This window comes from Streptomyces sp. NPDC054794 (assembly GCF_053611585.1).
Genome location: NZ_JBSHAQ010000112.1, coordinates 1 through 11,004 on the forward strand (window position 1 = coordinate 1; position 11,004 = coordinate 11,004).

Consider the following 11,004-nt stretch of genomic DNA (forward strand, 5'->3'; position numbering starts at 1 on the left):
AGAGCGCTTCGTTCACACCGAAGAGGTCACTGGTTCGAACCCAGTATCGCCCACCCGGGACGACGGCCCGTCTGCGACAGAGCAGACGGGCCGTCGTCGTTTCCACCGACAGGCGCGACCCCCTCCCCACCTGTCGACAAGCGCTTGCTTGAAATGATTCAAGAGGATGGCGGCGGCCGGTCCGGGAGTGGAGTGGTGACGATCCGTTACCCGTGGTGGGGTGTCGAGGGGCGGGCGAAAAAAGATCAATCAGGCCATCGCGCTCTTCGAGAAGAAGCCGGGAGGAGTTCCGGACGTGGGCCGCGGGTGGAAATCCGCCGGACGTATTTCAGAATGCCGTCGGCTTTCTTCGCAAGTACGACAAAAGAGGAATTCTCCTTGACCTCAAGTCCCAGGTCGACGCAGGCAATCTGAGCCCGGATCACTTCCTCGCCGCCGTCGCGGACGCTCAGTTCAGCTTCCCCAGGACCTCCCGCACCCGCCGGACGTCCCGGATGCGGCGTTCGTAGGTCGCGCCGAGTGCGAGCAGCAGCAGTCCGGCGAGGGCGGGCGGAACCCAGCGGGGGAGCGCGCCCGTCAACTGGAGCAGGTACGGGGCGAGTTCGTGCAGCGCGATCAGGGTGAGCACCGCGCCGCCGAGCACCAGCGGTGCCTGCAGCCGGTGCCGGGCGCCCAGCAGGGTGAGCAGCAGCGCCGCCGCGCCCAGCAGCAGGGGGCGCGTCCAGTGCGGGTCGCCCCAGGCCGCGGCGAGGCTCGGCAGGAGAGTGGCGGCGAGCCCGGGGCCGTACGCCGGCCAGGACGAGGTCCCCGGCTCGCGCCGCCTGCGCAGCACGCCGACGAGCAGCGCCGGGACGGTGACCGGGAGCGTGTACGCCTCGGGGGCCACCACGTCCCAGGACGCCAGAAGCACCCAGGAGGCCAGTGCGAACAGGACGGCGGAGGCGTAGCCGACGGGACGGCACTCGGGGCGCAGCGCCACGCCCGCGGTGATCACTGCGCACAGGCCGAGCACCAGGGCCAGCAGCGGCGGGTCGGCGACGGCGAGCCCCGTCGCGAGCAGCCCGGCCGCCCCTCCCACCACCTCGACCGGGACGGTCACCGGGGAGTCGCCGAGGCGCGCGGCGAGCAGCGCGGCGGCCGCGGGAACCAGCACGACGAGCAGCGCCGTGTGCGCCGGCTGCCACCCGGCGGCGGCCCCCGTGGCGACGGCGAGCGCGGCGGCGTGCGCGAACGCGGCCGGCGCCGTGAACGGGGCGAGCCGCGGGAAGCGGGACGCGCCCGCGAACAGTGCCGTCAGGACACACAGCGCGGCCAGGGTCGCCGACCGCGAAGCGAGCGCGGTGAAGGAGAGAGCGAGAGAGCCGACCAGCGCGAGGACCAGCGCGGTCACCCGCGCGGGCGACTGGGCCGCGGGCTGCGCGGGCCCTTGGCCCCGTACGAACGCGGCCGTCAGGAGTGCGCCCGCCGTCACCAGTCCCTGGACCGACAGCCCGGCGGTGTAAGGGAGTTCGAGCACCGGCGGGAGGACGAGGAGCGTCGCCCATGCCAGGGCCGGCGCGGCGACGAGGGCCCGGGGGCGCCAGACCGTGTCGCGGACCGCGACCAGCAGGACGGCGGTGACGATCGCGAGGACGACCGGCACGGTCGCCGCGTGCGGCGGCCACGGCGCGTCGACCGTCACCGCGGCGCGCGCGTCGGACGGGGCGCCGGACCAGGCGTGCCCCGCCCAGGCGGCCGGGCCCGCGAGGGTGACGGCGACCAGCGGGACGGTCCAGAGCAGCGCCAGGGCCTGGGCGCAGCCCGAAGCCAGGGCGAGACCATGCCGTACCGGCTCGGGGAGAGGAGCCCGCACGGCCGCCAACAGGGCGACGCCGCAGAGCAGATGGCCGGGCACCGTCCAGTCGTCCGGCAGTGCCGCGCGCAGGACGCCGCCGCACGCCGCCACCAGCAGCAGACCGCCCGCCAGGGCGCCACTCGCGGCGGTGACCGGCCGCTCCAGGCGCCACGCGGCGCCGAGCGCGATCACCGCCGCGAGGGCGAGGAGCGCCGCCGCACGGGCGGCGGCGCCCGGGCCGGCCGCGTCCCAGGACAGCAGGCCGGCCGTCCATGCGCCCGAGCCGCCGGTGCCGCAGGCGGCGACGGCGGCGACGAGACGGAGGGTTCGGGCGTTGCCGCGGAGCGCCACGACCGTGTCGAATCCGGCCGTCACCAGCAGCGCGAGCGCGCCGCCGTACGGGCCCGCGTCGACCGCCATCGCCCAGAGGAACAAGGGGAGTTGGGCGCAGGCCAGCGCGGCGGGGATCGGCGTACGCAGCCGTTGCGTCACCGGCAGCAGCCCGTACGCCGCCCACAGTCCCGCGAGCGCCGCCGCGGCGAGCGCCGCGTACGCCGTGCCGTCCGTGCCGGTGAGCGCCGCCTCGTGCAGCGCGTACGCGTCGAGCACCGTCAGGGCGAGCCCCAGGCCCGCCACCGACTCGGCGGTCGATCCGAGCCCCCGCTTCAGCAGCGCCACCGGCGCCGCGAGGGCGGCCAGCGTGACCGCACCGAGCACCAGGGCCCGCCCGGCGATGCCCAGATGGCCCCAGCTGACCAGCGTGAACGCCATCGCGGCCACGGTCAGGAGCACACCGCCGAGAAGCAGCAGCACGTTCTGGACGCGCGGGGCAGAGGCCTCGGGGCGGGGCGGTGCGAGGGGTGGCGCGAGGGGCGCCGACGGCACCGGTGCGGGCAGGGCGGCCAGGAGCCAGGCGCGGCGTCTGAGCAAATGGGCGCGGCGCGCGTCGAGTTGCCACAGCTCCGCGTCGATGAGCCGCAGCTCCTCGGCCGGGGGCGGGAGGTACGTCATGACTCGAAGTGTGGTCGGCGTCACGTCACCCGGCATGAGTGCGCGTACTCAGAACGTACTCATATCCCGGTGGGAGGCGCCGCGTGCGGGCAGACTCTGCCCATGGACTGGTCCCACTACCGCTTCCGCAGCCTGTGGCCCCTGCCCGCGCCCCCGGCCACGGTGTACGACGCGCTGGAGCGGGTCGAGGACTATCCCCGCTGGTGGCCCCAGGTGCGCTCGGTGAACCGGCTGAACGACACCACGGGCCTGTTCGCCGTCCGCTCGTTCCTCCCGTACGACCTGACCTTCACCGCGCACGAGGGGCGCCGAGACCCGGACGCCGGGATCCTGGAGAGCGCGCTGTCCGGCGACATGGCGGGCTGGGTCCGCTGGACGGTCACCCCGGACGGCGCCGGGACCCTCGCCCGCTACGACCAGGTCGTCGAGGTCAACAAGCCGCTGCTGCGGCGACTGGCCGTGCCCGGACGCCCGTTCTTCCGCCTCAACCACCGGCTGATGATGCGCTCCGGGCGGCGCGGACTGGCCGCGTACCTCGAAGCGGTTTGAAGGAAGCCCGCCCGGACCTGTATTGTTCAGTGCGTTCCCGGGCGATTAGCTCAGTGGGAGAGCGCTTCGTTCACACCGAAGAGGTCACTGGTTCGAACCCAGTATCGCCCACCGGGAGAGGCCGGTCCGTTCAGGCGGACCGGCCTTTTTGTGTCTCACGCCGCCGCCGGCAGGTCCGGGCGCAGCGGCCAGTCCGTGTTCACGGTCTCTTCCGAGCCGCTGCGCGCGAACCAGGCCTGCAGGCCGCGCGCCTGCGCCGCGTGCCACGTCGTCTGCAACGTGTGCAGCTCGGCGGGGGAGAGGCGCTCCAGCCGGGTCGCGAAACGCCGCCCGAGCGCCCGTACCACCTCCATCGCGGCGAGCGCGTCCGCGCCCGCGTCGTGCGCGCCGTCCAGCGTGACGCCGTAGTGTCCGCACAGGTCGCTCAGGGTGCGACGGCCCTTGCGGTAGCGATCCAGGTGTTTGTCCAGCACCCGCGGATCGAGCACCAGCAGCGGCGACGACGCGAACCAGCGGTCCAGCGACGAGGCCCGATGCCGGCGCAGCTCCCGGTCCAGCAGCGTCAGATCGAAGGGTGCGTTCATCACCACGAGCGGGCGGTGCATGGTCGCGTGCTCGGCCAGCTCCTCCGCTATCTCGTACATCACCGGCGCCGGCCAACGGCCGTTGCGCTGCAGGTGTTCCTCCGTCAGTCCGTGTACCGCCGTCGCCGCCTCCGGCACCGGCACACCCGGGTTCACCAGCCAGCGGGTCACCCGTGGCCGGGTGCCCGGGGCGTCCTGGACGACGACGGCGGCCGACACGATCCGGTCGGTCTCGACGTCCACGCCCGTGGTCTCCGTGTCAAAAGCGGCCAAGGGCCCCTCGTACCAGCACGTCATGCCAACACAACTCCTCGTTCACCCACGGCAGCTGACGTTCCGTCTTCTGCCCGTTTGGTGATACCCGGGCCGTTTGCGCCGTACGCCGGAAGGACACAACAGGAGTACGGGTCTTTGCAGTTCAGCGGCCCGCAGCGGGGAAACACTTGGCGTGGAAGGCTGTAGGTCATGGCGATAGCGCAGCCCGAGCGGGGCGGGCTGCTGCCCGAACGCACGGGCCCCCATCGCGGCACACTCGCCACCACCGCGTGCATGGAGACACTGCAGGTGGGGTATCTGCACGCGGTCGCGGCAGCGGCCGGCTGCTCTCTGTCCCAGCCATTCCCGGACAACGGCATCGACTGGCACGTCAGTCACGGCTCACCCGGGCACACCGTCGACGACGAGGTCACGATCAAGGTGCAGCTCAAGTGCACCTACCAGATCGCGCCGAACCCGCCCGGCCGTTTCTTCTCCTTCACGCTCGACAACGACCATCTGGCGAAGCTCGCCCGCACCCCGGTCTCGGTGCACAAGATCCTGGTCGTGATGCTCGTCCCGCGTTCCCAGGACGACTGGCTGCGCGCCAGCCACGACCGGCTCGATCTGCGGCACTGCTGCTACTGGGTCAACCTGGCCGGCCACGCCGTCACCGGCCGGCACCGGACCACCGTGCGGATACCCACCTCGCGCATCTTCGACGACCGGGCGCTCTGCGAGATCATGACGCGGGTCGGGACGGGAGGCAGACCATGAGGCACCGTCTGTTCGACGAGCCACTGCGGGAAGTCAGGCCCCATCCCGTCGACCTCCCCTGGAACGGTCCCCCCGAGCCCGCCGACGTCGACCCGGCCGTGCTCGGCGCCCTGCTGCTGCGGCACGGCTGGCAGCGGCGCGGCGGAGCCGCCGGACGCTACGGCCGCTGGACCCCACCCGGGCCCGGCGGCAGCGGCACCAGCCTGCTGGTGCCCGAGAGCCGCGCCTTCCCCGACAGCGAGGACCTGCTCGCCGAGGCGCTCGTGGCCCTGTCCCGCAGCGGCTCGCCCTCCGCGCGCGAGGTCCTGGTCGGGCTCGCCGTGCCCAGCGACGAGATCCGCTGGTGGCGCGACGTGCCCAGCGGCCCGGCGGGCGCCGCCCCCTGGACCGTCGAGGAACAGCTGCGCACGGCTGCCCGCCAGATGCTGCTCGCAGGCGCGCTCGCCACACGCGCGCGTGCGGGCTACTACGGCGCCCGGCACCGCCGCTCGGCCGGCACGCTGCTGGAACACGTCCTCGTCGGCGCGGCGACGGGCGGCCGTCGGCTCACCGCCTTCGTGCCCGTAGGCACCGGGCGCCCGCTCGCGGTACGTCTCCACCAGGCCCTGTACGCCGCCCGCGAGGCCATCGACTACCAGCGCGCCACCGGCGGGATGGACGCCTTCGACGGCGCCGTCGAGGCCGGGGTGAGCCGCGAACTCACCGAGGCACTGATCGCCCTGGTGCGCGGTACGGAGGGTGCGCGCATCGCCGTGGAGTGGGCACCGGCCGCCGGTGCCCCCGAGGACTGCGCCGCCTCCGCCGAGCCCGTCGAGTTCTCGCCCGGCGACCTGCCCGTCCTGCGCGAGGCCGGCGCCCGCTATCTGCGCGAGGAACCGTCCGTGCCGGTGCGGCTCACCGCTGCCGTGGTCCGGATGCGCAGGTCGGGGCCGCGCGGCGAGGGTGCCGTACGGCTGCGGGTGATCGCCGGCGCCGAGGTGCCGCACGTGCGCGTGATCCTGGACGAGGAGGACTACCGGATCGCCGGGCAGGCGCACCTGGTCGGGCTGCCGGTGCGGTTGCACGGGCGGCTGGAGAGCCGGGGCGGCTTCCGGCGGCTGACCGGCGCGTCCGGGGTCGTGCCGGTGCAGGTCGACGAGGCGGAGCGGGACCGGCTGATGAAGTCGCTGCAGGAGAACCTCGACTTCTTCGAGGAGGCGTGCAGCGGGGAGGACTGCGACTGACCGCCGACTGTCGGTAACCGTTTCGCGGTCGGTGGGGCCGGGTCGGTACGATCCGGTATGCGCGCGCTCCCGGTATGGCGCCGCACCCCACCTGCAGTCAGGAGAGACCGGTGTCAGACGTCCGTGTGGTCATCCAACGCGATTCCGAGCGGGAAGAACGTGTGGTGACGACGGGCACTACGGCCGCCGACCTCTTCGCCGGCGAGCGCTCGATCATTGCCGCGCGCGTGGGCGGCGAGCTGAAGGACCTCACCTACGAGGTGCGGGACGGCGAGACCGTCGAGGGCGTCGAGATCTCCTCCGAGGACGGCCTGGGCATCCTGCGCCACTCCACCGCCCACGTCCTGGCGCAGGCCGTGCAGGAACTCTTCCCCGAGGCCAAGCTGGGCATCGGCCCGCCGGTCAAGGACGGCTTCTACTACGACTTCGACGTCGAGAAGCCGTTCACGCCCGAGGACCTCAAGGCCGTCGAGAAGAAGATGCAGGAGATCCAGAAGCGGGGCCAGAAGTTCTCCCGCCGCGTGGTCACCGACGAGGCCGCCCGCGAGGAGCTCGCGAACGAGCCGTACAAGCTGGAGCTGATCGGCCTCAAGGGCTCCGACGCCGTTCAGGACGGCGCCGACGGCGCGGACGTCGAGGTCGGCGCCGGCGAGCTGACGATCTACGACAACCTGGACGCCAAGACCGGCGAGCTGTGCTGGAAGGACCTCTGCCGCGGTCCCCACCTGCCCTCGACCCGCCTGATCCCCGCGTTCAAGCTGATGCGCAACGCGGCCGCCTACTGGCGCGGCAGCGAGAAGAACCCGATGCTCCAGCGCATCTACGGCACCGCCTGGCCGTCCAAGGACGAGCTGAAGGGCTACCTCGACTTCCTCGCCGAGGCCGAGAAGCGCGACCACCGCAAGCTCGGCAGCGAGCTCGACCTGTTCTCCGTCCCGGAGCAGATCGGCTCCGGCCTCGCCGTCTTCCACCCCAAGGGCGGCGTCGTCCGCCGCGTGATGGAGGACTACTCGCGCCGCCGGCACGAGGAGGAGGGCTACGAGTTCGTCTACACCCCGCACGCGACGAAGGGGAAGCTCTTCGAGACGTCGGGCCACCTGGACTGGTACGCCGAGGGCATGTACCCGCCCATGCAGCTCGACGAGGGCGTGGACTACTACCTCAAGCCCATGAACTGCCCGATGCACAACCTGATCTTCGACGCGCGCGGCCGCTCCTACCGCGAACTGCCGCTGCGCCTCTTCGAGTTCGGGACCGTGTACCGGTACGAGAAGTCGGGCGTCGTGCACGGGCTGACCCGCGCCCGCGGCTTCACCCAGGACGACGCGCACATCTACTGCACCCGTGAGCAGATGTCGGAAGAGCTCGACAAGACGCTCACCTTCGTCCTCGGCCTGCTCCGCGACTACGGTCTGACCGACTTCTACCTGGAGCTGTCGACCAAGGACCCGGAGAAGTTCGTCGGCTCCGACGAGGTCTGGGAAGAGGCCACGGAGACCCTCCGCCAGGTCGCCGAGAAGCAGGGGCTTCCCCTGGTTCCCGACCCGGGCGGCGCCGCGTTCTACGGCCCGAAGATCTCCGTCCAGACCAAGGACGCGATCGGTCGCACCTGGCAGATGTCGACCATCCAGCTCGACTTCAACCTGCCCGAGCGCTTCGACCTGGAGTACACGGGGGCCGACGGCGCCAAGCAGCGCCCGGTCATGATCCACCGCGCGCTGTTCGGCTCCATCGAGCGGTTCTTCGCGGTGCTCCTGGAGCACTACGCGGGCGCCTTCCCGGCGTGGCTGGCCCCGGTCCAGGCAATCGGCATCCCGATCGGCGACGGGCACGTCGAGTACCTGCAGAAGTTCGCCGCGGCGGCGAAGAAGCAGGGCCTGCGGGTGGAGGTGGACTCCTCCTCCGACCGCATGCAGAAGAAGATCCGCAACGCCCAGAAGCAGAAGGTGCCCTTCATGGTCATCGCGGGCGACGAGGACATGGCGGCCGGTTCGGTGTCCTTCCGCTACCGCGACGGCTCGCAGGAGAACGGCATCCCGTTCGACGAGGCCATCGCGAAGATCGCGAAGGTCGTGGCGGACCGCACACAGGTCTGAGGTCCGCAGGTCTGACGTCCTTGCCCGAGGGGCCCTGTCCTTGCCCGAGGGGCCCTCGGCGGAGTGATCCGCCGAGGGCCCCTCGCCCTGTCTCGCCCTGTCCGCGCACGCCCCGGCGACACGCCACGAACGGGCGAAGCCATATGCTGCTTTGCATGACGAGTGAGCCGGAACAGCAGATCGGAGTGGGGACGCAGGACGCGTTCCAGCGCCTGTGGACGCCCCACCGGATGGCCTACATCCAGGGCGAGAACAAGCCGACCGGCCCGGGGGCCGCGGACGGCTGCCCGTTCTGCTCGATCCCGGCCAAGTCCGACGAGGACGGCCTGATCGTCCGCCGCGGCGAGCACGTCTACGCCGTGCTGAACCTCTACCCGTACAACGGCGGCCACCTCATGACCGTCCCGTACCGGCACGTCGCCGACTACACCGACCTGACCGAGGCGGAGACCGTCGAGCTCGCCGAGCTGACGAAGCAGGCCATGACGGCCCTGCGCTCGGCCTCCGGCGCCCACGGCTTCAACATCGGCATGAACCAGGGCACCGTCGCGGGCGCCGGCATCGCCGCCCACCTCCACCAGCACATCGTCCCCCGCTGGGGCGGCGACACGAACTTCATGCCGGTCGTCGGCCACACGAAGGTGCTCCCACAACTACTGGCCGACACGAGAAAAATGCTGGCAGAAGCCTGGCCCACACCACCCAGCCCGTCCGGCGCTTGAGGACGAGGCGAGGCCGTCAGGCCGAAAGCGGGGGTCTGGGGGCGCAGCCCCCAGGACCCGCACCCCACCCCACCAACCCGGCCCAACCGCCGGAGGCCTACGCGTCGTAGAGGTCCGCCTTCCGCGGCGAGGGATCCTGCACCGCCGTGCTCAGGAACGACGACCGGTTGCCGAACTTCTCCGTGTCGACGCCGTTCTCCTCCAGCACCTTTATCGCGGCCGAGTGCACGACCCGCAGCACCGGCGTGGCCGCGCGCAGCGCGTCGTCGGCCATGAACCGGTGCCGCCACGGCTGGTCCGCCCACGCGTGCCGCAGCCCGAACGGCTCGGGCAGTCCCAGCGAGCCGCCGAGCCAGTTCAGCAGTGGCGGGTACCAGGTCAGCGGCGCCCGCGCGGTGAGCCGGACCACCTCGTCGGTGCCGATCAGCGGCAGCTTGATCGTCCGGTTCTCCCAGGGCTTGAGGGACTTGGCGACCTGCTTGGTCGGCGCCTCCGGCTTCGAGGTGAACAGCGAGTGCACCGGCCCCAGCGCGTGCCCGGTCACCTCGATGCGCAGCGTCTGGTGCAGCACGGTCACCGTGATCAGCATGGTGATGATCAACTGCCCGTCCCACAGCGTCCACTGCACGCCGAGGTAGTGCCGGTCACCGCTGCCGAACTGCTGCTTGTTGCAGATGTCCTGTATCGCGTGCGTCTTGACCTGGTACGCGTCGACGTCCGTGCCGTCCGGACGGGACACCGCCTTCGCGTTCTCCCCGATCGGGGTGACGATCCAGTGCCGGATCGACGGCTTGGGGAACCCGCCGGTGTTCAGCGGGCCGCGCTCCAGCATGCGCAGTTGGTCGTGGACGGACCGGATGACGTCCCAGCTGCGGAACGGGTGGATCTCCCGCGCGGGGTCGGCCGGCAGCAGATCCTCGGCGAGCTGCCAGGCACCCCAGCGCGTGCCCATGCCGAGTATGCCCTTGGGCCCGGCGTAGAAGACGGAGTTGGAACGCTGCTCGGCGCTCAGCTTGGCGAGGGACTGGCGCAGTTGCTCGGCCGCGGTCTCGCCAGGACCGCTCGGCACGGTCTCGGGGACCTTCGCGCCGACGCTGCTGCCGGAGAGCAGACCGTCCCAGCGGGCGCGCAGATCCTGCGCCGTCTTCTCGCAGATCTGCTTGGCCCAGAACCAGCCCAGCACCGGGGCCACGACGGCCGCTCGCGCGTACCAGGCCCAGAAGCCGGTGAACGGCATGCGCACCAGGAAGATCGCGGCGAGCGCGCCGACCGCGACGAGCAGGGTGGTGGCGAGCGCTCCGGCCCGGTTGTTGTCGCGCTTGGCGACGGTCGTGCGGATCTGGAAGACCAGCAGCCAGATCAGCAGCCCCGGCAGGAACACCAGCCCGCACAACACCATGACGGCGCTCAGCCGGTGGTCCCGCGTCCTGCGGATGTTGTTGGCCGCCAGACAGTGCTCCACGACGACCTGGGGGTCCATGCCGAAGGACTGGATGAGCGGCTTGCGTCCGGAACCGAGCATGCGGTCGACCACGGCCCGGGAGAAGGCCTCGCCGAGGTTCGGCCGCAACAGCGCGATTCTGCCGGCCGACACCGCCGACTCGTGCCAGTCGTTGTCGGCCTTCTTGATCTCGTCGACCGGGCTGTCCCGGTAGGCGGCCGAGGCCAGGGCGAAGGTCGCCGCCTGACTCTCGTCGCCCGAGATGGGCACCTGTGGCCCGTCCCACTCCGTTCCCACCGACATTCCCGCCCCCGATCGCCGCGGTTCCGCTCCTGCGGCCTTCCCGACTTCCTTGCCCCGCACACCTGTTGATCAGGCCATCGTGCCGTCGCGGCACGATGGCGATCAGGTGATCAGCGTATCCGCAGGCACCGACAAGCGTCGGCGGACGGCCAAAGCCCAAGCGCCCCAATGTGCGGGGGGGTATGCCATGCTGGGGGGGGTGTGCAGCG

Annotated in this window: 8 protein-coding genes, 1 tRNA gene and 1 pseudogene; 7 read left to right on the forward strand and 3 right to left on the reverse strand. The window is 71.7% G+C overall.

The window, feature by feature from the left end; all coding sequences use genetic code 11:
* Positions 1-168: 168 nt before the first annotated feature.
* Positions 169-440, forward strand: a pseudogene (locus ACWGKT_RS47670) (sugar ABC transporter substrate-binding protein); the annotation flags it as partial.
* Positions 441-448: 8 nt separating this feature from the next.
* Here the strand turns inward: ACWGKT_RS47670 and ACWGKT_RS47675 are convergent.
* A complete protein-coding gene (locus tag ACWGKT_RS47675) occupies positions 449-2,845 on the reverse strand; it encodes an SCO7613 C-terminal domain-containing membrane protein (RefSeq protein ID WP_453278689.1) in 2,397 nt (798 codons plus the stop codon).
* A gap of 102 nt (positions 2,846-2,947) precedes the next feature.
* Between ACWGKT_RS47675 and ACWGKT_RS47680 the strand changes: the two genes are divergently transcribed.
* Together ACWGKT_RS47680 and ACWGKT_RS47685 are read left to right on the forward strand one after the other, a co-directional pair.
* A complete protein-coding gene (locus ACWGKT_RS47680) occupies positions 2,948-3,394 on the forward strand; it encodes an SRPBCC family protein (RefSeq protein WP_453278690.1) in 447 nt (148 codons plus the stop codon).
* Between the two features lie 39 nt (positions 3,395-3,433).
* Positions 3,434-3,505, forward strand: a tRNA-Val gene (locus ACWGKT_RS47685).
* Positions 3,506-3,549: 44 nt separating this feature from the next.
* On the opposite strand, the gene ACWGKT_RS47690 is transcribed toward ACWGKT_RS47685, so the two are convergent.
* Entirely contained in the window at positions 3,550-4,275 is a 726-nt protein-coding gene (locus ACWGKT_RS47690) for an exonuclease domain-containing protein (protein ID WP_453278691.1), read from the reverse strand.
* A 168-nt stretch (positions 4,276-4,443) separates the two neighbouring features.
* Between ACWGKT_RS47690 and ACWGKT_RS47695 the strand changes: the two genes are divergently transcribed.
* From ACWGKT_RS47695 to ACWGKT_RS47710, 4 genes are all read left to right on the forward strand, one after another.
* The gene (locus ACWGKT_RS47695; RefSeq protein WP_235458853.1) at positions 4,444-5,010 is read left to right on the forward strand and encodes a DUF4365 domain-containing protein; all 567 of its coding nucleotides are present in this window, start codon (positions 4,444-4,446) and stop codon (positions 5,008-5,010) included.
* On the forward strand, positions 5,007-6,233 hold the full coding sequence (locus tag ACWGKT_RS47700; protein WP_453278692.1) for a hypothetical protein: 1,227 nt from the start codon (positions 5,007-5,009) through the stop codon (positions 6,231-6,233). The genes ACWGKT_RS47695 and ACWGKT_RS47700 overlap by 4 nt, the downstream gene beginning before the upstream one ends.
* Before the next feature lie 110 nt (positions 6,234-6,343).
* Positions 6,344-8,329 carry a threonine--tRNA ligase gene (gene thrS / locus ACWGKT_RS47705; protein WP_356159125.1) on the forward strand — a complete coding sequence of 662 codons (1,986 nt, stop codon included), beginning with the start codon at positions 6,344-6,346 and terminating at the stop codon, positions 8,327-8,329.
* Positions 8,330-8,472: 143 nt separating this feature from the next.
* The gene (locus ACWGKT_RS47710) at positions 8,473-9,051 is read left to right on the forward strand and encodes an HIT family protein (RefSeq protein WP_453278693.1); all 579 of its coding nucleotides are present in this window, start codon (positions 8,473-8,475) and stop codon (positions 9,049-9,051) included.
* A 97-nt stretch (positions 9,052-9,148) separates the two neighbouring features.
* Here the strand turns inward: ACWGKT_RS47710 and ACWGKT_RS47715 are convergent, their stop codons facing one another.
* Complete coding sequence (locus tag ACWGKT_RS47715) at positions 9,149-10,795, reverse strand: hypothetical protein (RefSeq protein WP_453278694.1); 1,647 nt, start codon at positions 10,793-10,795, stop codon at positions 9,149-9,151.
* Between the last annotated feature and the right edge of the window lie 209 nt (positions 10,796-11,004).

Excerpts from the sequence above, each read along its gene's own strand:
- ACWGKT_RS47675 (WP_453278689.1), bottom strand. The coding sequence starts at position 2,845 with ATGACGTACCTCCCGCCCCCGGCCGAGGAGCTGCGGCTCATCGACGCG.
- ACWGKT_RS47680 (WP_453278690.1), top strand. The coding sequence starts at position 2,948 with ATGGACTGGTCCCACTACCGCTTCCGCAGCCTGTGGCCCCTGCCCGCG.
- ACWGKT_RS47690 (WP_453278691.1), bottom strand. The coding sequence starts at position 4,275 with ATGACGTGCTGGTACGAGGGGCCCTTGGCCGCTTTTGACACGGAGACC.
- ACWGKT_RS47695 (WP_235458853.1), top strand. The coding sequence starts at position 4,444 with ATGGCGATAGCGCAGCCCGAGCGGGGCGGGCTGCTGCCCGAACGCACG.
- ACWGKT_RS47700 (WP_453278692.1), top strand. The coding sequence starts at position 5,007 with ATGAGGCACCGTCTGTTCGACGAGCCACTGCGGGAAGTCAGGCCCCAT.
- ACWGKT_RS47710 (WP_453278693.1), top strand. The coding sequence starts at position 8,473 with ATGCTGCTTTGCATGACGAGTGAGCCGGAACAGCAGATCGGAGTGGGG.
- ACWGKT_RS47715 (WP_453278694.1), bottom strand. The coding sequence starts at position 10,795 with ATGTCGGTGGGAACGGAGTGGGACGGGCCACAGGTGCCCATCTCGGGC.